Origin of the sequence: Micromonospora sp. NPDC005087 (assembly GCF_042872965.1) — a bacterium.
Lineage (GTDB): Bacteria > Actinomycetota > Actinomycetes > Mycobacteriales > Micromonosporaceae > Micromonospora.
Genome location: NZ_JBIALB010000003.1, coordinates 439,552 through 459,113, shown reverse-complemented (window position 1 = coordinate 459,113; position 19,562 = coordinate 439,552). Strand labels below are relative to the sequence as shown.

Sequence of the window (19,562 nt, the reverse complement as noted above, 5' to 3'; positions counted from 1 at the left end):
CCTCATGATCGCCAGTCGGAACATCGGTCCGGTGGCGGCCGCCGCCACCCTTCTCGCCGCCGCCCCGCTGTCGGCCATCTTCCAGAGCTGGACGTGGCTCGTCCAGTCCGCGATCGCGGTCGCGATAGTGGCCGGGGTCGCCGCGCTGACCCGGCTCGTCCGGGCGCCGCTGTGGGGTCAGGTCCTCGGCATGCTGGCCGCCCTGGTGCTCGCCCTGACCTGGCTGTTCCCCAGCGGCGGGGAGCTGCTCACCTTCCTGCCCACGCCGGGCACGTTCGGGTACTTCGCCGAGCTGTTCACCGGCTCCATGCAGGACATGCGCTCGTACGGCGTGGAGGTACCGGACACCGACCCCCTGCTGTTCATCACCGTGCTCGGCGTCGGCGGGGTGGCCGTACTGGTCGATGTGCTGGCGGTGGGTCTGCGCCGGCCCGCCCTGGCCGGGCTGCCGATGCTCGCGATCTACTCGGTGCCGGTCGCCGTCTACGTCGACAGCGTCCCCCCGGTGCCGTTCGTGGTGGGCGCCGCCGGGTACCTCTGGCTGCTGGTCACCGACAACGTCGACCGGGTCCGCCGGTTCGGCCGCCGGTTCACCGGCGACGGCCGCGACGTCGACGTGTGGGAGGCCTCGCCCCTGGCCGCCGCCGGCCGCCGGCTCGCGGTGGTCGGGGTGGCCATCGCCGTGGCGCTGCCGCTGGCCGTGCCGGGCATGACGGGCGGGCTGCTCGACACGCTCGGTGGCGGCACGGGCAACGGCAACGGCCGCGCGGGTGCGGGCTCATCGGGCCGGATCGACCTGTTCGCCTCGCTCGCCGGCCAGCTCAACCAGTCCGAGGTGGCCGACCTGGTCAAGGTGACCACGTCCGAGCCGAGTCCGTTCTACCTGCGCTACGCCGTCGCGGACGAGCTGCGCACGAACGGGTTCCAGGCGCGCAACCCCATTGGCCGGCCGGTCAACCGGGACCTGCCGGACCCGACCGAGCGGGTTGGCCCGGGCGTCCAGCAGGCCCGCTACCAGGCGACCGTCGAGGTCACCAAAAGCCTGAGCATGTCCCTGATGCCGGTGTACGCCGAGCCGGTGCGCACCGAGGACCTCAACGGCAACTGGCTCTACGACCCCAACCAGCAGGTCGTCTTCTCCAACCGGGACAACTCCCGGGGCAAGAAGTACTCCTTCGACTACATCCGCTCGACGTACACCCCGGCGGCGCTGCGGGCCGCACAGCCGCTGCCGGCCGACCATCCGGTACGCCGGCAGCTGACCGCCACTCCCGGGGCGGTGCCCGAGGTTGAGGAGCTGGTCAAGGGCCTGGTCCAGGGCAAGCGCACCGACTACGACCGGGTGCTGGCGATCTACCAGCACTTCTCGGCGGACAACGGGTTCAGCTACCGGCTCAGCACCGAGAGCGGCAGCAGCGGCGAGGACATCGTCAACTTCCTGACCAACAAGGTCGGCTACTGCCAGCAGTACGCCGCGGCGATGGCCTGGCTGGTGCGCAGCGCCGGCATCCCGGCCCGGGTGGCGTTCGGGTTCACCAACGGCAGCAAGCGGGACGGCGACACCTACACGCTGACCAACCTCAACCTGCACGCCTGGACCGAGGTCTACTTCGACGGGGTCGGCTGGGTGCCGTTCGACGCCACGCCGTCGTACGGTGTGCCGGGCTCGACCCGGTCGGCCTGGGCACCGGACATCGACGCGCCAGAACCATCCAGCCCAGACCCCGGCACCTCGGGCGCCACGGCGGACCCCGGCGCGTCGGGCGGCCCGGCCGGTCCGGACAACGCCGATCGGGACCTCGACTCGGGGCTCTCCGTCGCCGGCGAGACGCCGGCCGATCAGCCGCCGGTGTGGCCGTGGTGGACGGCGGGTCTGCTGGCCCTGCTGGCACTGCTGGCGGTGCCGGCACTGCGCCGGCTGGCGCTGCGCCGACGGCGGGGTGGCCGGGCGGCGGACGCTGCGATGACCGCCGCTCCGAACGACACCGCGTCGGTGGACGGGACGCGTGTGATGGTGGTCGGGCCGGATGCCAACCGGGCTCGCGCGGACGCGCACGCCGCCTGGGCGGAGCTGCTCGACACGCTGGTGGACTTCCAGGTCCGGGTCGACCGGACCGAAACACCCCGGGCGACCGCGGACCGGCTGGTCCGGGAGACCTTCAGCGATGACACCGCGGCGGTCGGCGCGGCGCGGCTGCTCGGCCGGGCTGAGGAGCGGGCCCGTTACGCGCGGGATCCGCTGACCGGTGAACCGCTGGTGCCGGCGCTGCGCGCGGTCCGCGGTGCGCTCGCCGCCCGGGCGAACCGCCGGACCCGACTGCTCGCCACCGTGCTGCCGCCGTCGGTGCTGCTGCGCTGGCGGACCGCCCTGGCGGACAACTCCGGCCGGATGGTGGCGCTGACCGGGCGGGCCCGGTACCGGCTGCTCCGCTGGAATCCGCGTCGGCTGCTGGCCGACCGGGCGGCCCGCTGAGCGACGTCCGTCCGGCTCGGGGTGGCGGTCCATCGGCCGTCGTCCCGGGCCATCCGGGCTCTCCGCCCCGCGGTGCCCTCATGGTCACTTGATTTCGGGTGGTCGCCGGAAGCCGCACGGCTTCGCCTACGGTGCGATGGGCACACGGATACGTCAGCGGTCGCCGGGACTGATCCCGGCGACCCGCTCGTCGCGGCGTACGGCCCGCCTCAGCGGCGGGACCGGCTCAGCGGTGCCCCTCCGGGCGCTGCCGCCACCTGTCCTCCATGCGGTCCAGGATCGACGGCCGACGACCGGATCGGCCGCCGCGGGGACGGCGACGACTGGTCGTGCCACCCACCACGTGCAGGTCGGGTGACTGCGCCCGCCGGTGCGACTGCACCGCGAACGCGGCCGAGGCCAGCATGACGACAAAGCCCGCCACCGCCAGCGGTGGAGTCTTGATCACCGCGCCATAGACCAGTAGAGCCAAGCCAGCGATTATCACGCCAGCAGCGACGAGCAGGCGACGCCGCGCGTGGAAGCGCGGATCGCTGGCGCGCACGGCCGAGGCGAATTTGGGGTCCTCGGCAAGCGACCGCTCGATCTGCTCGAACAGCCGCTGCTCGTGCTCCGAGAGCGGCACGGCACTCCTCCCCGGTCACGTTGGTCGGGCCCACTCGGGCCGACAGACCGTGGCAGCCAACCGGCTGCTTACCCGCAAGTCTACGAGGGGGGTCGCGCGTCGGAAAGCGGGACGACCTACCGGTGGGGTGGATTTTCGTTTCGACGGGGGTCACGGTCGCCCAGGAGACTGGCCGGACCTATGACGGACCGCCCGAATCGGGCAGCAGCGGCGTCCGCGGCAGCTTCCGCCTCACGCCAGCCACGCTCGGGCGCGCCGAGGGTGAGCTGGCGGGGCGCGCCCAGCGCCGGGGCGAGCCCCTCCACCCGGACACCGACGAGCCGGATCCGCTCGCCCGGGTCCAGCGCGGTGTAGAGCGCCCAGACCGTGTCGAACATCTCGCGGGCGGTGTCGGTGGGGACGCCGAGGGTGCGGGAGCGGTTGACGGTGCGGAAGTCGGCCAGCCGCACCTTGAGTGTCACGGTGCGCCCCACCTGCCCGGAGCCGCGCAACCGGACGCCGACCTTCGCGCTGAGCGCGAGCAGGGCGCGGCGGATCTCCACCGGGTCGGCCACGTCGGCGTCGAAGGTCACCTCGGCGCCGATCGACTTGTCGACATGCTCAGGGCTGACCCGGCGGGGGTCCCGCCCCCAGGCCAGCTCGTGCAGGTGCGCCGCCGATGCCGCACCGACCGCCCGGCGGAGCATGCCCACCGGGGCCTCGGCGAGGTCGCCGACGGTGGACAGGCCGAGCCGGCGCAGCGACTCGGCGGCGCGCTCCCCCACCCCCCAGAGCGCGTCCACCGGCAGGGGGTGCAGAAAGTCGAGCACCTGCCCCGGGGGCACGACCAGCATGCCGTCCGGCTTGGCCCGGGTGGAACCCAGCTTGGCGACGAACTTGCTCGGCGCCACCCCGACCGAGCAGGTCAGCCCCTGCTCGTCGGCGACCCGGCGGCGGATCAGCCGGGCGATGGCGGCCGGGGAGCCGAACAGCCGACGGGCTCCGGTCACGTCGAGGAACGCCTCGTCGAGGGAGAGCGGCTCGACCAGCGGAGTGACGTCCCGGAAGATCTGCATGACGGCGCGGGAGGCGGGGGTGTAGGCGGTGAAATCCGGTGGCAGATAGACCGCGTTCGGGCAGCGGGCCCGGGCCTGGCTGGTCGGCATCGCGCTACGGACGCCGTAGCGGCGGGCCTCGTAGCTGGCCGAGCTGACCACGCCGCGCGGCCCGACGCCGCCGACGACCACCGGTCGGCCCCGCAACTCGGGCCGGCGACGCACCTCGACGGCGGCGAAGAAGGCATCCATGTCGACGTGCAGGATCGGGCTGCCGGAGTCGTCGGCGTCCGGCCCGAAGCGCGGATCGCCGCCCCGGGGCAACGATTGGCTGCGGCCCATCCCGGCAGGTTAACCCGGGGGTACGACATCACCAGCGACCGACGGGGCGTGCCACCCGTCGCTCAGCCGCAGACCACCAGCAGCGGCACGGTCAGCTCGGCGGCGGTGTCCGACCCGTGGTACGCCACCAGCCGGGACGCCATCGGCGGCTCGGTGCGGGTCGCCAGGACCGCGTACGTGTCGTTGCAGCTCACCACCACATCACCGATGCGACCCAGGTGCTCCTCGGGCACCGGCCCGAACCAGCCGCTGGCCACCACCTCGTCCCGGGTGCGGACCCGCGCCGCGCCACCGAGCACCGCCGACCAGGCGGCCACCACGTCGTCGAGCGCACCCGGTACGACATGCAGGTAACGCACCCGGGCCTCGCCGGCCACCAGCCGCACACCGGCGCGCAGCCGCGGATCGGTGTCCAGGTCGAAGCGGTGCGTGATGGGCACGTTGAGCTGGCCGTGGTCGGCGGTCACCAGCAGCGCCGCGTCCGGCGGCAGCCCGTCGACCAGCCGGGTGAGCAGGGCGTCCACCTCGCTGGCGGCGATCCGCCAGGGCGCCGAGTCGACCCCGCCGAGGTGGCCGTGCCGATCGAGGTCGGGGTGGTAGCCGGAGACCAGGGTGGGCCCGGGGCCGGCGGCCAGCGCGGCCAGCATGGTGGCGGCCACGGCGTCCACGCCGGTTGCACCCCGGAAGTCGCCACCCCGGTTGGCGGCCAGGGTCAACCCGCTGCCGCCGAACTCCGGCCGGCTCACCACGGTCACCGCCACCCCCGCGGCGCGGGCGCGTTCCAGCTGGGTGGGCACCGGCTGCCAGCGCAGCGGCGACGGGTCGGCGGCCCAGTCGGTGTGGGTCAGCACCCGGTCGGTGCCGGGCACCCGCACGGTGAAGCCGAGCACCCCGTGCGCGCCCGCGGCGACGCCGGTGCCGAGGGTCGCCAGGCTGGTCGGGGTGGTGGACGGGAAAGCGGCGATGAGCGGCCGGCCCACCGTCGCGGCGAGCCCGGCGAGGATCGGCGCGTACGGGGCGACGGTCGGCAGCTGATACCAGCCGAGCCCGTCGACCAGCAGCACGGCGACCCGGCGTACCCCGGCCAGCGCGGGGACCAGCCCGAGCGGATCGGCCGACCCGGGCACGCCCAACACGGCCAGCGCGCTGGGCAGCACGTCAGCGAGGCGCCCCCCGCCGTGACCCGGATCGAGGACGGCCAGCGGCGCCGGCGCCCCACCCGGCAGGGCGGTCATGCCGGCCGGCGGGCGAACAGGTGCAGCTGGGCGGCCAGATCCCGGTACGGGGGGTGGGCGGCGAGCACCCGTTCCAGCTCCACCAGCGCGGCCGACTGCCCGTCGGCCACCGCGGCCGGCAGCAGGTCGGCCAGCACGCGTACCCCGTGGATCTCCTCGACCACCAGCCCGGCGGCGCCGAGCAGCGCGGCGGCGCCCGAGGCGTCGTAGCGACGGCGCAGCGTGTCCCGTGGTCCGGCGGTGCCGGCCGGGTCGGCGGCCAGCGCCGCCGCGACGTCCAGGTGACCGTTCATCGCCCGGCCCAGCACGGCGGCGGCCCGGCCGGCCACCAGCACGCTGGCCGCGCCGCCCGGGCGCAGCGCGGTGGCCAGCGCGGCCACCACCGCCGCCGGGTCGTCGACGACCTCCAGCACGGCGTGGCAGAGCACCAGGTCGACGCCGGCCGGCTCGACCAGCCCCGCGAGGGCGTCCCCATCGCCCTGCACGGCGGCGATCCGGTCGGCCACCCCGGCCTCGGCGGCCCGGCGGGTGAGCGCGGCCAGCGCGTCGGGGCTGGCGTCGACCACGGTGACGCGGTGCCCGGCGCGGGCCAGCGGGACGGCGAAGCCACCCGTGCCGCCGCCCACGTCCAGCACGGTGAGCTCGGCGTCGCCGCGCCGGTCCAGCTCGGCGCGGAGCACCGACCAGATCACGGCGGTACGGGGGGTCAGCGGCGGCCCGGTGAACCGGCCTCGGGTCTGCTCCACCCGGTCGAGCCTAGTCACCCGGTCCATCGGTCAGGACTCGCCGCCCTCGACCTCGTCCTCCGCGCGGGATCGCCGCTCGTTGGCGACCGGACCGTTGGTCACCTCGTACTCGCGAGGGTCGGCGAGGTGCGACGGCATCCAGCCCGCGCCGAGCCGGGTCCGCCGGGAGTTGGCGATTCCACCGGTGTACGTGTGATTCCCCATCGCTGTTCATTCCCCTCATGGCTCACGGGCCGCTCTGCCCGCTCGGCACGAGTCTCCCGCTCGGCGGCGCCGGAAACCGTAATGTGGATCACTGAATCAGCGGAAGTCACGGGATGCGGGGCTGACCGGTGGCTCGATGGCGTCCAGCCGGTCGGCAACGAGGTTGGTCACCCCCTCGTTCCGCTCCAGCCGCCCACGGACCACCAGCGCGGCGCTGGTCCGGGCCACCCGCCGGTAGCGCTGCCACAGCCCCGGCGAGCAGGTGACGTTGAGCATCCCGGTCTCGTCCTCCAGGTTGAGGAAGGTGACCCCGCCCGCGGTCGCCGGGCGCTGCCGGTGGGTGACGATGCCGCCGACCCGGATCCGCTGCCCGGGCTCCACCCGGCCGAGCCGGGCGATCGGCACCGCGCCGAGCACGTCGAGCTGACCCCGGATGAACCGGGCCGGATGGCTCTCCGGCGACAGCCCGGTGGCCCACACGTCGGCGACCAGCCGATCCACCGCCTCCATCCCGGGCAGGGTGGGTGCCGCCGCGCCGGTCACCGTGCCGGGCAGCCGACCCGGCCGGTCCTGGGCCGCCGCGCCGGCAGCCCAGAGCGCTTCCCGCCGGGTCAGCCCGAAACAGGCGAACGCGTCCGCGGTGGCCAGCGCCTCCAGCTGCGCGGCGGTGAGACCGACCCGCCGGGCCAGGTCCGGCATGTCCCGGTACGGTCCACCGGTCGCCCGTTCGGCCTCGATCCGCTCGGCCACCTCGGCGCCGAGGGTCCGCACGCCGGACAGCCCGAGCCGGACCGCCGGGCCGCCCAGCCCCCAGGCGTGCGGCGGCTCCCCCGGGCCGCTGCCCCACCGGGTGTCCGGGGTGGACTCCAGCACCGCCTTCGACCCGCTGGCGTTGATGTCCGGGCGGCGTACCTCCACCCCGTGCCGGCGAGCGTCGTCCACCAGGGTCTGTGGGGAGTAGAAGCCCATCGGCTGGGCGTTCAGCAGCGCGGCCAGGAACGGCGCCGGGTGGTAGCGCTTGAGCCAGGAGCTGGCGTAGACCAGGTAGGCGAAGCTCATCGCGTGGCTCTCCGGAAAGCCGTAGCTGGCGAACGCGGTGAGCTTGCGGTAGACGTCGTCGGCCAGCTCGCCGGTGATGCCCCGCTCGGCCATCCCGGCGTAGAGCCGGTCGGCGATGCGGGTCATCCGCTCGACCGAGCGTTTGGCGCCCATCGCCCGGCGCAGTTGGTCGGCCTCGGCCGCGTCGAAGCCGGCCAGGTCGATGGCGAGCTGCATCAGCTGCTCCTGGAACAGCGGCACGCCCAGGGTCTTCTCCAACGCGTTGCGCATCAGCGGGTGCGCGAAGGTCACCGGCTCCAGGCCGTTCTTGCGCCGGATGAACGGGTGCACCGAGCCGCCCTGGATCGGGCCGGGCCGGATCAGCGCCACCTCGACCACCAGGTCGTAGAACTCGCGGGGTTTGAGCCGGGGCAGGGTGGCCATCTGGGCGCGGCTCTCCACCTGGAACACCCCGACCGAGTCCGCCCGGCAGAGCATGTCGTAGACCTCCGGGTCGTCCAGCGTCATGTCGCCGAGGTCCAGGCTCATGCCGATCATGTCGTAGCCGTAGTGCAGCGCGGAGAGCATGCCGAGGCCGAGCAGGTCGAACTTGACCAGACCGACCGCCGCGCAGTCGTCCTTGTCCCACTGGAGCACGCTGCGCCCGGGCATCCGCCCCCACTCCACCGGGCAGACCTCGATCACCGGCCGGTCGCAGATCACCATGCCGCCGGAGTGGATGCCCAGGTGCCGGGGGAACGTCTGCAACTCGTTGGCGTACTCGACCACCTGCTCGGGGATGTCCTCGACGTCGACCGTCGCGACCGAACCCCACCGGTCGATCTGCTTGCTCCAGGCGTCCTGCTGGCCGGGTGAGAAGCCGAACGCCTTGGCCACGTCCCGCACCGCCGACCGGGGCCGGTAGGAGATGACGTTGGCGACCTGGGCGGCGTGCTCCCGGCCGTAGCGGGTGTAGACGTGCTGGATCACCTCCTCCCGGCGGTCGGACTCGATGTCCACGTCGATGTCCGGCGGGCCGTCCCGCTCCGGGGCGAGGAAACGCTCGAAGAGCAACCGGTGCCGGACGGCGTCCACGTTGGTGATCCGCAGCGCGTAGCAGACCGCCGAGTTGGCCGCCGAACCCCGGCCCTGGCAGTAGATGTCCTGCGCACGGCAGAACGCGACGATGTCGTAGACCACCAGGAAGTAGCCGGGGAAGCCCAGCTCCTCGATCATGTTCAGCTCGTGGTCGAGCTGCGCGTACGCCGTCGGGTGCGCCTGCGGCGGACCGTAGCGCTCCCGCGCCCCGTCGGCGGTCAGCTTGCGCAGCCAGCTCATCTCGGTGTGCCCCGGCGGCACCGGGTACGCCGGCAGCTGCGGCGCGACCAGTTGGAGGTCGAAGGCCAGCTCGGCGCCGAACTCGGCGGCCCGGGCCACCGCGCCCGGGTACGCGGCGAACCGGGCCGCCATCTCCGCGCCGCTGCGCAGGTGGGCGGTGGCCGCCGCGGGCAGCCAGCCGTCGATCTCGTCCAGGCTGCGCCGGGCCCGGACGGCGGCGACCGTGGTGGCCAGCCGCCGCCGGCCGGGGCTGGCGTAGTGCACGTTGTTGCTGGCCACCGTCGGCAGCCCGGCCGCGGCGGCCAGGTCGGCGAGCGCGTCGTTACGGTCGGCGTCGACGGGGTGGCCGTGGTCGGTCAGCTCCACCGCCACCGTCTCCGCGCCGAAGAGCGCGGTCAGCCGGTCCAGCTCGCGGGCCGCCGCGTCCACCCCCTCGGTGAGCAGCGCCGCCGGCACGTGGCCCTTGCGGCAGCCGGTCAGCACCAGCACGTGGTCGCGCAGCTCGGCGGCGACCTCCTCCAGCTCCCCGTAGACCGGGCGGCCCTTCTCCCCGCCGCGCAGCTGGGCGCGGGCGATGGTGGTGGCCAGCCGGGCGTACCCCTCGTGGCCGTGCGCGAGCACCAGCAGGTGCGCGCCGTGCGGGTCGGGCTCACCGTTCTGCGGACCGGGCAGCCCGAGGGAGAGCTCCGCGCCGAAGATGGTCGGCAGGGCCAGCGCGCGGGCCGCCTCGGCGAAGCGGACCACACCGTAGAAGCCGTCGTGATCGGTGACGGCGAGGGCGGTGAGCCCCAGCCGGGCCGCCTCCTCGGCCAGCTCCTCCGGATGGCTGGCGCCGTCGAGGAAGCTGAAGTTGGTGTGCGCGTGCAGCTCCGCGTAGGGCACCACACCGTCGGGGCGGGCCAGCTCCGGCGGCTGGTACTGCTCGCGCCGGCGGCTCCAGGCCGGGGAGTCCCCGCCGTCGGCGTCCACGGCGAGCGGGTCCACCACGTGCAGGTGCCGCTCGCCCCGGCTCCCCCGTTTGTCGTCGGCCCGGCCGGAGAGCACCCGTTCCAGCTCCGACCAGGGCATCTTCGGGTTGTGGAAGCTCATCCGGCTGGCTCCGGCGGCGAGAGGGGCGGTGAGCGATATACCTGAGAGTCATAAATATGCCTCACAGTCATATCGCTCACCGGGGCATCCGCCTCCGGCCTGGAGCGGACAAGGACCAGCTCAGTCATAGATCGCCTCCACCAACCACTGCCCGGCCTCGACGGCGAGCAGCAGGGCCGTACCGTCGGCGAGGCCGATCTGGAACCGGGCCCGGCGGTGGGCCTCCGCCGGCACCCACCAGCGCTCGTCCACCGGCCACGGCCCGGCCCAGCCGACGATCTCCGCCGGCCGGCCGGTGCCCACCAGCAGCCGTGCGGGTGGGGCGCTCACCGCCAACCGGGCGTTGACCACCACCGGCTCGCCGGCAGCGTCCTGCACGGTCGCCGCGAGCGGGCTGGCCAGCACCACCGCCGGCGCGGGCGGGGGAAGCTGGCCTGGCCAGGGCGGGGCGCCGGCGCGGGCGGGGACCCGTTCGTCGCCCCACGGCACCAGTCGCACCTGGTCGGCCGGGGACCGCCCGCCGCCGAGCACCGCGGTGACCACCGCTTCCGGGCCGAGGATGCCCTGCACCCGGTTCAACGCCCGGTGCGCCCGCTCCCGCTCCTCGCCGGCCTCCCCCCAGAGGCCGGACTGCAGGCCGGCCTGGGCGATCACCCCGTCCGGGATCAGCCGCAGCCGGATGATGCCGGCCGTCGGCCGGACCGCTCGGGCACCGGCCCGGCCGTTGCTGCCGGAGAGCCAACCGTCGAGCTGCCAGCGCACCCGGTCGGCGATGGCCGCTGCGGTGAGCAGGCCGTCGTGCCGCCACACCCGGTGCAGCTCCTGCCCGTGCGCGGTGACCGCCTCGATGCCGAGCCGGGTGCAGGCCAGCCCGTGCCCGGCCAGCCGGTCGTGCAGCTGCTCGGCCAGCGCGCGGGCGGCGAACGCCGCCGCGTCGACCCGGTCGATCGGCTCGTCGTGCTCGGCGGTCACCGTCAGGTCGGCCGGCGGCCGCCGGACGGCGAGCGGGCGGTGGTCCCGCCCGGCGGCCAGCCGGTGGGCCAGTGCGCCGTCGAACCCGAACCGGGCCAGCACGTCGCCGGCCGGCAACGCGGCGAAGTCGCCGAGGGTCCGCACCCCCAGCCGGCGCAGCAGGTCGGCCAGCGCCGACCGGCCGAGCGCCTCGACCGGCAGCCCGGCCAGGAACTCCGGTGTCCCGCCCGACGCCACCACCCGGCCGGCGCGGGCGGCCAGCCCCGCGGCGAATACCCCGTCGGCGATGCCGACCTGACTCTCCACCAGACACGACTGGGCGATGTGCTCGATGATCCGCTCGGCGGCCGCCTCCTCGCCGCCGAGGTAACGGCTCGGGCCCCGGGCGGCCACCGCGCAGGCTCCGGGGCGGACCACCTCGACGCCGGCGACCAGCTCCTCCACCGCGGCGACCACCGGCTCGAACGCCCGGGCGTCCCGGCCGGGGTCGTACTCCACGACGGTGAGCTGCGGGCAGCGGCCCTGCGCCTCCCGCTTGCGCAGCCCCCGGCGCACCCCCTCGGCACGGGCCCGCTCGGAGCAGGCGACCACCCGGTTGGCGTGCAGCACGGCGACCGGGCCGGTGGCCGGCACCCCGTCGACGATCTCGGCGGCGAGCACCGGCCAGTCCGGGCACCACAGCAGCAGGGTCCGTGTCGGCGAGTCGGTCACCCCGCGCCGACCAGAGTGAGCGCCGGACGGGTCGCGGTCGACACCGTACGAGGAATCACCCGGGTGAGCTCGTCACCGGGAAGCCAGACCTTGATCTCCTTGGGTCGGGCGGCCGCCCCACGCCCGCGCGCCGAGACGGTGACCTCCCGGCGGCGCAGCCGACCCCGGCCCGACCCGAGCCCTTCCCAGACCCCACGGACCACCTGCAACGTCACGTCCGCGCCGTCCCACCGGCCGTACGGGACGAGCACGCTGCCGCGCTGCCGGGCCCGGGCGGCCAGCCGGGTGGCGACCGACGCGGAGACCGCGGCCGGCACGGCGGTGACCACGACGTCCACCCCGTCGATCAGCGCGGCGACCACGGTGGCCCACTCGGGGCCGGGATTCGGCACCAGGGCCAGCCGGTCCAGGGCGATGCCCAACTCGGCGGCCGCGCCCGCGCCGAACGTCGGCACGCCGACCACGGCACACCACGAGCCGGCCCGGGACGCCTCGGCGAGCAGGGCCAGCACCAGCGAGGTGTCCCCGCTGCGCCGGGGTTGGCCGACGGCGACCGCGATGGTGCTGCCCCGACGCAGGCCCCGGTTGGGCAGCAGGCCGGTCAGCTCGGGCGCCACCGGCAGCACCCGGTGGCCGCCGCCGACCGGGTCGGGTGCGCTCGCCGGGCGTACCAGATCGGCCAGTGCGGCGGAACCGACCACCATGCGGCCCGCCATCGGACCAACCCCCCGTCGTTGCTGTGGATCAGATCAGGACCGGCACGCCGTGACGCCGGCCGCCCGACTCCCCCCGCCGGGCGGTCGGCGTCACGGCGGGATCATGCGGCGAGGCCGTCCAGGGCCGGTTGGTGAGCCACGCCGAGCGCGGTCTCCACCACCGTGACGAACTGTTCGGCCGCGCGGAGCAGGTCGTCGGCCTCCCGGGCACTGACCACCCGGGGGATGCCGGCCTCGGCGGCGGCCCGCTTGCCGGCGCCGGCGGCGAAGAACCTGGCCCACTCGTCGAGCTCGGGGGCGACGGCACAGAGCAGGACCCAGACGCTGGTGATCCGGTTGCGCCGGCTCGGCGCGGGTCGGGCACGGGCGGCGAGGAGTGCGGCGGCCGCACGCAGCGCCGCCAGGTGGGCGGCCGCGTAGCGCAGGCCGTCGGGTCGGGTCTGGCCGGCCTCGACCAGCCCGCGCCGGGCCAACGTGAGGAGCTGGGCGGGGGTGCGGTGCGGCAGCACGTGCGCCGGCACCGTCGGTGCCTGAGCCGGGTTGGTCGGCATGGACTGTCTCCTCCACTGGCCGGGGCGTTACCTCGGCGCACTGGTGCCGCCGATGGGATGCCGAGGTCGGATGGTGCGGAGGAAGACGCACCGGGTGTGGCCGGCCGGGTGTGGATGCTTCCCCACACCACACCCGGCCGGCGTACCGGCGGGTTCGTCGCCCGCCGCCCGGGGGTCGTGGGCGGCGGGCGACGCTCCTGCCTGTCGGGACCGGGCTCGCGACTGCCCGGAAACCCAGGTGCGGCCCGCGGAGCCGCACCGGCCGGAGCTGGCGCCGCGAAACACCGCGCCCCGGCTGGTTGGAACGGGCGTTCGAGGCAATCGAACACTCGTTCTAACTGCTGCTGACAGTACACCTCCCCTCCGACGAAAATGCAACGTGTGACGCGCCGGCCCGGTGCACCGGGGTGAACCCGGCACTGCGGACCGGGAAGAATGGCGACATGCAGCCACACCCGAACGTACGGGCGGTGCAGGACGCGCTGGACGGCTCCGGCGCGCTCGACGGCGCCGGCCAGCCCAGCACGGTCCGCCTGCTGCCCGACGCGGTGCACACCGCCTCGGCGGCCGCCGAGGCGCTCGGCGTCGAGGTCGGCCAGATCGCCAACTCGCTCATCTTCGACGCGGACGACGCGCCGCTGCTCGTGCTCACCTCCGGCGCGCACCGGGTGGACACCGCCGGCCTGGCCGCGTCGATCGGGGTCACCCGGCTGCGTCGAGCCACCCCGGAGTTCGTCCGGACGCACACCGGGCAGCCGATCGGCGGGGTCGCCCCGCTCGGGCACCCCCGACCGCTGCGCACCCTGGTGGACACCGCGTTGGAGGCGTACCCGGAGATCTGGGCCGCGGGCGGCGTACCGCAGGCGGTCTTCCCGACCACCTACGCCGAGCTGCTGCGGGTCACCGCCGGCGCCCCGGCCGAGGTGGCGTGAGCGAGCGGAGCGAGCGAACCAGCAGGCACAGCAGCCATGCGCTCGCGCCGCCGCGAAGCGGTGGCGTGAGCAGCGCCGTTCCGGATCTGGTCACCCTGCACGTGTGGCGGACCTCCCGCGGCGCGCTGCCCCGGGCGCTGACCCGGATGGCGATGGACCCGGGCCGGCTGCGCGCCCTGCCGGGCGTCCGGTTCGGCAAGCTGCTGGGCACCGGGACGGGCACCGGCTTCGGGCCGGGTGACGCCGACCTGACCCGGTGGGCGGCGCTGACCGTCTGGGACTCCCCCGCCGCGGCGGACGGCTTCGACGACTCGCCGGTCGGCCGCGCCTGGGGGCGGATCGCCCGCGCCCACGCCCGGGTCGACCTGCGGCCGCTGAGCAGCCGGGGCGAGTGGTCCGGTCAACGGCCGTTCGGCGAGCCGTCGGGCGGCCGGGTCACCGGCCCGGTGCTGGCACTGACCCGGGCCCGGCTGCGGGCCCGCCGGGCGGCCACCTTCTGGCGGGCGATCCCCCCGGTCGCCGCCGCCCTGCGCGACGCGCCGGGGCTGCTGGCCCGGTTCGGTGTCGGCGAGGCGCCGCTGGGCTGGCAGGGCACGGTGAGCGTGTGGCGTGACCCGGCGGACCTGGTGGCGTTCGCGTACCGTCACCCGGAGCACCGGGCGGCGATCATGCGAACCCCCACCGCGGGCTGGTACGCCGAGGAGCTGTTCGCACGGTTCGAGGTGCGCGACGTGGTCGGCGACCGGACGGTGCTCGGGTGGGTCGCCGACGGCGACCCGGGAACGGCGAAGGGTGGACGGGCATGAGGTTGGTGCGCTGGACGCCGGACGATCTCGTCCGGCGGCTGGACGACGTGGTGACCGTCTACGGCGAGGCGATGGGATACCGCACCGATCTGCTGGAGGCCCGGCGCGGCTACATCGCCACCCACGTCCGCCGGCCCGGGTTCCGGGCCGTGGCCAGCCTGACCAGCGAGGGTCACCTCGCCGGCTTCGGCTACGGCTACCTGGGCGGCCCCGGGCAGTGGTGGCACGACCAGGTGCACCGGGCGCTGGACGCCCCGACCCGGCAGCGTTGGCTCACCCACTGCTTCGAGGTGGTCGAGCTGCACGTCCGGCCGCCGGCGCAGGGGCATGGCCTGGGCGCCGGCCAGCTGCGCGCCCTGCTCACCATGGCCGAGGGCGACACCACGCTGCTGTCCACCCCGGAGGCCGACGAGAAGACCTCGCGGGCCTGGCGGCTGTACCGGCGGTTCGGCTTCGTCGACGTCCTGCGCGACTTCCACTTCCCCGGCGACGAGCGGCCGTTCGGCGTGCTCGGCCGGGATCTGCCGCTCGAGCGCCCGGCGTCATGACCCGGCGGGGCATCTCCTGGACGCTGCTCGCCGTCCTGGTGCTCGCCCAGATCTGCTACCCGCTGACCACCGGCGCGACCCGGGCCGGGCTCACCGTGGCCACCGTCGTGCTCGGCTGCCTTCTGTCGGTCGGCCACGCGCTGCTCAGCCGGGGGCCCCGGGCCGCGGTGGCGCTGGTCGCCGTGGCCACCGGTGGCGGGTTCGCGATCGAGGCGATCGGGGTGGCCACAGGCGTACCGTTCGGCAGCTACGACTACTCCGGCGAGCTCGGCCCCAAGCTGGCCGGGGTGCCGCTGATCATCCCGCTGGCCTGGACGTGGATGGCCTGGCCGGCATGGCTGGCGGCGGTCCGGCTGACCGGCGGCAGCACCGGCTCGCCGGCCCTGCGGCGGGTACGCCGCATCGCCCTGGCCACGCTGGGGCTGGCCGCCTGGGACCTCTTCCTCGACCCGCAGATGGTGGCCGAGGGGTACTGGGTCTGGCGGGACGCCACCCCGGCGCTGCCCGGCCTGCCCGGCATCCCGGTCAGCAACTACCTGGGCTGGCTGCTCTTCGCGGTGCTGCTGATGAGCGCGCTCCGCCCGCTGGCCGGCCCGGACGCCGAGCGCACCGACCACCGGGACCACCCGATGATCGCGCTCTACCTGTGGACGTACTTCTCCAGCATCCTGGCCCACGCGGTCTTCCTCGACCTGCCCGCCTCGGCGCTCTGGGGCGCGGCCGGCATGTCGGTGACCGCCGTGCCGCTGGCGGTGATCCTGCTGCGCGCCCGCCGGGCCCCCGACATCCACCGGGAGGGCCACCAGCCGCACCGCCCCGGCGTTGACGCGACCCGATGATCGTCCTGTTCGCCCTGCTGCTCGCCGTCGCCGCGCTGACCGGGCACACCTGGGTCAACGCCTCGCGCTGGCTGCGCCGGCCCACCGACCGGCCGGACGAGGTCGGCGAGCCGGTGGCCGTGCTGCTGCCGCTGCGGGACGAGGCCGCCCGGGTCGCCCCCTGCCTGCGCGCTCTGCTCGCCCAGCGCGGTGTGCCCGGGCTCCGCATCGTGGTCCTCGACGACGGCTCCACCGACGGCACCGCCGACGTGGTCCGCGCGGTGGCCGGCGGCGATCCCCGGGTCACCCTGCTCACCGGGGTCGCGCCGCCGCCGGGCTGGCTGGGCAAACCGCACGCCTGCTGGCAGTTGGCCACCCGGGCCGACCCGGCGGCCACCGCGCTGGTCTTCGTCGACGCCGACGTGGTGCTCGCCCCGCACGCCGTGGCAGCGGCCGTCACCGAGCTGCGCGCCGCCCGCGCGACGCTGCTGTCGCCGTACCCCCGGATCGTGGTGACGACGGCGGCCGACCGCCTGGTGCAGCCGCTGTTGCAGTGGCTCTGGCTGACCTTCCTGCCGCTGCGCGCGATGGAGCGCTCGCCGCGGCCGTCGCTGGCCGCGGCGGGCGGGCAGTTCCTGGTGCTGGACCGGGCCGGCTACACCGCCGCCGGCGGGCACGCCGCGGTCGCCGACAAGATCCTGGAGGACGTCGAGCTGGCCCGGGCGATCAAGCGGGCCGGTGGGCGGATCGCCCTGGCCGACGGCTCCCGGCTGGCCACATGTCGGATGTACGACGACTGGCCGCAGCTGCGCGACGGGTACTCGAAGTCGCTCTGGGCGTCGTTCGGGCACCCGGGCGCGGCGGCCGCCGTGGTGGCGTCGCTGCTGCTGCTCTACACCGCCCCGCCGCTGGTCACGGTGATCGCCCTGGCGGCCGGCGCGCCGGTGGTGGCCGCCGTGGGCCTGGCCGGCTACCTGCTCGGGGTGGCCGGGCGGGTGCTCACCGCCCGAGCTACCGGCGGCCGGTGGTGGCCCGACGCGCTCGCACACCCCGTGTCGGTCGTGGTCCTCGGTTGGCTGACTTCGCGGTCGTACCATCTGCGAAAGCAGCGCCGCCTGACCTGGCGGGGCCGCCCGGTCAGCTAGGAGGGCGCGGCATGGCGCGGATCGTGGTCGTCGGCGCCGGGGTGGGTGGCCTGGCCACCGCCGCCCGGCTGGCCGCCACCGGGCACCAGGTGACCGTCCTCGAGCGGGCCGACACGGTCGGCGGCAAGCTCGGCCGGTACGTGCACGACACCCCGGCCGGGTCGTTCCACTTCGACACCGGGCCGAGCCTGCTCACCCTGCCCGAGGTCTTCCACGACCTGTTCGAGGCGACCGGGGCGAAGCTCGACGAATACCTGGACCTGGTGCCGCTGGACCCGATCGTCCGGCACGTCTTCGGAGACGGTGGCCCGGCGCTGGACTCCTGCGCCGACCCGGTCGAGTTCGCCGCCCGGATCGGGGCCGCCTTCGGTGACCGGGCGGCGGCCGACTGGCAACGGCTGTGGCGCCGGGCGGCGCGGGTGTGGAACGCCTCCTCGCGGGACATCCTGCGACGCACCGTCGACTCCCCCCGCGACCTCGCGTCACTGGCCTGGCGTGTCGGCGACCTGGCCGCCATCGCCCCGGGCCGCACCCTGCGCGGGCTGGGCCGCCGGCACCTGTCCGACCCGCGGCTGCGGATGCTGCTGGACCGGTACGCCACCTACACCGGCGCCGACCCCCGCCGGGCGCCGGCGGCCCTGGTGGCGGTCCCCTACGCCGAGCTGACCTTCGGCGGCTGGTACCTGCGCGGCGGGTTGGGCACGCTCGCCGACGCGCTGCTGACCCGCTGCCTGGACCTCGGCGTGGTCGTGCGGACCGGCGCCACGGTGACCCGGATCGACGCCGCCGGCGGCCGGGTGCACGGGGTACGCCTCGCCGGCGTCACCGCGCCGGTGCCCGCCGACGTGGTGGTCGCCAACGTGGACGCGCTCACCGTCTACCGCGACCTGCTGCCGCACGCGCGTCGGCTGGCCGGGCTGGCCGACCGCAGCCTGGCCGGCTTCGTGCTGCTGCTCGGCGTCTCCGGCAGCACCGGGCTGGCACACCACAACGTCTTCTTCCCGCGCGACTACGACGCGGAGTTCGACGCGGTCTTCGGCGATCCGGGGCGCGGCGTACGGGCCCGACCGGCAGCCGACCCGACGGTGTTCGTCACCGTGGCCGACGACCCGATGGCCCGCCCGGACGGGCACGAGGCGTGGTTCGTGCTGGTCAACGCCGCCCGGCAGGGCACCGCCACGGGCGCGGTCGACTGGCGACGCCCAGGGCTGGCCGACGCGTACGCCGACCGGATCCTGGCGGTGCTGGCCGAACGTGGCGTGGACGTCCGCGACCGGCTGCTGTTCCGGGAGGTCCGTACCCCGGCCGACCTGGACGCGGCGACCGGCGCGCCGGGTGGCTCGATCTACGGCACCGCCGGAGGGCTGCTCCGCCCGGCCAACCGGGGTCCCGCGCACGGGCTGTGGCTGGTGGGCGGCTCCAGCCACCCCGGCGGTGGGCTGCCGATGGTGACCCTCTCCGCGCAGATCGTCGCCGACGAGATCGGCCCAGCCTGGTAGGTGCGGGGGTCAGCCGGCGTCGAGCAGCGCGCGGCGGATGGTGGAGAGCAACTGCCCCAGACCGAAGCCGGCCAGCAGCACCCACACCGCGGTCGCCATGGTGATGGTGCCGGCGGCCAGGTCCGGCTCGATCAGCCCGGCCAGCCCGGCGACCAAAAACCCGACCAGCGCCACCGAGACCCGGGTGGGGCGTTCGCCCACGGTCACCGCGCCGATCTCACGCATGCCGGCGGAGACCGCTCGGGCCCGGGTGTACTCGTGCAGCCAGGACAGCGCGCCGCCCGCGACGACCAGCGCGCCCGGCGCGCCGACCAGCCAGAACGCCAGCAGCCAGGCCACCTCACCGAGCCGGTCGGCGACCGAGTCGTAGACGTAGCCGAGCCGGGTGGTGCGGCCGGTGGCCACCGCCACCGCCCCGTCCACGCTGTCCGCCACGGAGGCGAGCAGCACGAACAGCGCGCCGAGAAACGGCCCGTCCGCCGGCCGGGTCACCAGCAGCGGTACGCAGAAGCAGAGCAGCACTCCGGCCACGGTGACCGCCGTGGGGCTGACCCGCAGCCGGCCCAGCACGTACCCGACGTGGTACGCGAGCCGCAGCCAGGCGCGCACCACCGGCGCGGCTGTGCGGGGGTCGAACCCGCCGTGCAACCGCGCCCACGCCGTGGCGTACTGGTCCCAGTTCAGCTGTGTGCCCACCACGGATCAACCGTCGTGCCGGGCATCAGGTGTCGCGGGCCCCG

General features: G+C 75.3%; 17 protein-coding genes. 7 read left to right on the top strand and 10 right to left on the bottom strand.

Translation table 11 applies throughout. The features are described 5' to 3' along the window. Window positions 1–4 precede the first annotated feature (4 nt). A complete protein-coding gene (locus ACFYPS_RS10320; protein WP_354965011.1) occupies window positions 5–2,473 on the top strand; it encodes a DUF3488 and transglutaminase-like domain-containing protein in 2,469 nt (822 codons plus the stop codon). A gap of 226 nt (window positions 2,474–2,699) precedes the next feature. Here the strand turns inward: ACFYPS_RS10320 and ACFYPS_RS10315 are convergent, their stop codons facing one another. The 9 genes from ACFYPS_RS10315 to ACFYPS_RS10275 form a co-directional block, all read right to left on the bottom strand. Then, window positions 2,700–3,098 carry a DUF3040 domain-containing protein gene (locus ACFYPS_RS10315; RefSeq protein ID WP_074313058.1) on the bottom strand — a complete coding sequence of 133 codons (399 nt, stop codon included), beginning with the start codon at window positions 3,096–3,098 and terminating at the stop codon, window positions 2,700–2,702. Window positions 3,099–3,214: 116 nt separating this feature from the next. After that, a complete protein-coding gene (locus ACFYPS_RS10310; RefSeq protein ID WP_354965012.1) occupies window positions 3,215–4,474 on the bottom strand; it encodes a DNA polymerase IV in 1,260 nt (419 codons plus the stop codon). Window positions 4,475–4,536: 62 nt separating this feature from the next. After that, window positions 4,537–5,709, bottom strand: a complete 1,173-nt coding sequence (locus ACFYPS_RS10305; protein WP_354965013.1) for a nucleotide pyrophosphatase/phosphodiesterase family protein — start codon at window positions 5,707–5,709, stop codon at window positions 4,537–4,539. After that, on the bottom strand, window positions 5,706–6,482 hold the full coding sequence (locus tag ACFYPS_RS10300) for a methyltransferase domain-containing protein (protein ID WP_354965014.1): 777 nt from the start codon (window positions 6,480–6,482) through the stop codon (window positions 5,706–5,708). Before ACFYPS_RS10300 ends, ACFYPS_RS10305 begins: the two co-directional genes overlap by 4 nt. A gap of 3 nt (window positions 6,483–6,485) precedes the next feature. After that, window positions 6,486–6,659 carry a hypothetical protein gene (locus ACFYPS_RS10295; protein WP_354965015.1) on the bottom strand — a complete coding sequence of 58 codons (174 nt, stop codon included), beginning with the start codon at window positions 6,657–6,659 and terminating at the stop codon, window positions 6,486–6,488. A gap of 96 nt (window positions 6,660–6,755) precedes the next feature. Then, window positions 6,756–10,124 (bottom strand): error-prone DNA polymerase, encoded by a 3,369-nt coding sequence (locus ACFYPS_RS10290; RefSeq protein ID WP_354965016.1) that lies wholly within the window; start codon window positions 10,122–10,124, stop codon window positions 6,756–6,758. Window positions 10,125–10,244: 120 nt separating this feature from the next. Then, window positions 10,245–11,807, bottom strand: coding sequence for a DNA polymerase Y family protein (locus ACFYPS_RS10285; RefSeq protein ID WP_354965017.1), 1,563 nt, complete (start codon window positions 11,805–11,807; stop codon window positions 10,245–10,247). Further along, window positions 11,804–12,523 carry a hypothetical protein gene (locus ACFYPS_RS10280; RefSeq protein WP_354965018.1) on the bottom strand — a complete coding sequence of 240 codons (720 nt, stop codon included), beginning with the start codon at window positions 12,521–12,523 and terminating at the stop codon, window positions 11,804–11,806. The genes ACFYPS_RS10285 and ACFYPS_RS10280 overlap by 4 nt, the downstream gene beginning before the upstream one ends. Window positions 12,524–12,624: 101 nt before the next feature. Beyond that, window positions 12,625–13,074, bottom strand: coding sequence for an SAV_6107 family HEPN domain-containing protein (locus ACFYPS_RS10275; protein ID WP_354862373.1), 450 nt, complete (start codon window positions 13,072–13,074; stop codon window positions 12,625–12,627). 443 nt (window positions 13,075–13,517) lie between these two features. Here ACFYPS_RS10275 and ACFYPS_RS10270 point away from each other — a divergent pair, with 443 nt between their 5' ends. The 6 genes from ACFYPS_RS10270 to ACFYPS_RS10245 all read left to right on the top strand — a co-directional run bounded on the left by ACFYPS_RS10270 (window position 13,518) and on the right by ACFYPS_RS10245 (window position 18,822). Further along, window positions 13,518–14,006 (top strand): YbaK/EbsC family protein, encoded by a 489-nt coding sequence (locus ACFYPS_RS10270; RefSeq protein WP_354965019.1) that lies wholly within the window; start codon window positions 13,518–13,520, stop codon window positions 14,004–14,006. 65 nt (window positions 14,007–14,071) lie between these two features. Continuing rightward, window positions 14,072–14,812 (top strand): monooxygenase, encoded by a 741-nt coding sequence (locus ACFYPS_RS10265; protein ID WP_354965020.1) that lies wholly within the window; start codon window positions 14,072–14,074, stop codon window positions 14,810–14,812. Then, a complete protein-coding gene (locus ACFYPS_RS10260) occupies window positions 14,809–15,360 on the top strand; it encodes a GNAT family N-acetyltransferase (protein ID WP_354965021.1) in 552 nt (183 codons plus the stop codon). Before ACFYPS_RS10265 ends, ACFYPS_RS10260 begins: the two co-directional genes overlap by 4 nt. Continuing rightward, a complete protein-coding gene (locus tag ACFYPS_RS10255) occupies window positions 15,357–16,199 on the top strand; it encodes a carotenoid biosynthesis protein (RefSeq protein ID WP_354965022.1) in 843 nt (280 codons plus the stop codon). Before ACFYPS_RS10260 ends, ACFYPS_RS10255 begins: the two co-directional genes overlap by 4 nt. Beyond that, window positions 16,196–17,323 carry a glycosyltransferase family 2 protein gene (locus ACFYPS_RS10250; protein ID WP_354965023.1) on the top strand — a complete coding sequence of 376 codons (1,128 nt, stop codon included), beginning with the start codon at window positions 16,196–16,198 and terminating at the stop codon, window positions 17,321–17,323. Before ACFYPS_RS10255 ends, ACFYPS_RS10250 begins: the two co-directional genes overlap by 4 nt. Before the next feature lie 11 nt (window positions 17,324–17,334). Continuing rightward, a complete protein-coding gene (locus ACFYPS_RS10245) occupies window positions 17,335–18,822 on the top strand; it encodes a phytoene desaturase family protein (RefSeq protein ID WP_354965024.1) in 1,488 nt (495 codons plus the stop codon). 9 nt (window positions 18,823–18,831) lie between these two features. Here ACFYPS_RS10245 and ACFYPS_RS10240 read toward each other — a convergent pair whose 3' ends face one another. Then, a complete protein-coding gene (locus ACFYPS_RS10240; RefSeq protein WP_354965025.1) occupies window positions 18,832–19,521 on the bottom strand; it encodes a CDP-alcohol phosphatidyltransferase family protein in 690 nt (229 codons plus the stop codon). Between the last annotated feature and the right edge of the window lie 41 nt (window positions 19,522–19,562).

Coding starts and splice junctions, on each gene's coding strand:
- ACFYPS_RS10320 (WP_354965011.1), top strand. CDS start 5: ATGATCGCCAGTCGGAACATCGGTCCGGTGGCGGCCGCCGCCACCCTT.
- ACFYPS_RS10310 (WP_354965012.1), bottom strand. CDS start 4,474: ATGGGCCGCAGCCAATCGTTGCCCCGGGGCGGCGATCCGCGCTTCGGG.
- ACFYPS_RS10305 (WP_354965013.1), bottom strand. CDS start 5,709: ATGACCGCCCTGCCGGGTGGGGCGCCGGCGCCGCTGGCCGTCCTCGAT.
- ACFYPS_RS10300 (WP_354965014.1), bottom strand. CDS start 6,482: ATGGACCGGGTGACTAGGCTCGACCGGGTGGAGCAGACCCGAGGCCGG.
- ACFYPS_RS10295 (WP_354965015.1), bottom strand. CDS start 6,659: ATGGGGAATCACACGTACACCGGTGGAATCGCCAACTCCCGGCGGACC.
- ACFYPS_RS10290 (WP_354965016.1), bottom strand. CDS start 10,124: ATGAGCTTCCACAACCCGAAGATGCCCTGGTCGGAGCTGGAACGGGTG.
- ACFYPS_RS10280 (WP_354965018.1), bottom strand. CDS start 12,523: ATGGCGGGCCGCATGGTGGTCGGTTCCGCCGCACTGGCCGATCTGGTA.
- ACFYPS_RS10275 (WP_354862373.1), bottom strand. CDS start 13,074: ATGCCGACCAACCCGGCTCAGGCACCGACGGTGCCGGCGCACGTGCTG.
- ACFYPS_RS10270 (WP_354965019.1), top strand. CDS start 13,518: ATGCAGCCACACCCGAACGTACGGGCGGTGCAGGACGCGCTGGACGGC.
- ACFYPS_RS10260 (WP_354965021.1), top strand. CDS start 14,809: ATGAGGTTGGTGCGCTGGACGCCGGACGATCTCGTCCGGCGGCTGGAC.
- ACFYPS_RS10255 (WP_354965022.1), top strand. CDS start 15,357: ATGACCCGGCGGGGCATCTCCTGGACGCTGCTCGCCGTCCTGGTGCTC.
- ACFYPS_RS10250 (WP_354965023.1), top strand. CDS start 16,196: ATGATCGTCCTGTTCGCCCTGCTGCTCGCCGTCGCCGCGCTGACCGGG.
- ACFYPS_RS10245 (WP_354965024.1), top strand. CDS start 17,335: ATGGCGCGGATCGTGGTCGTCGGCGCCGGGGTGGGTGGCCTGGCCACC.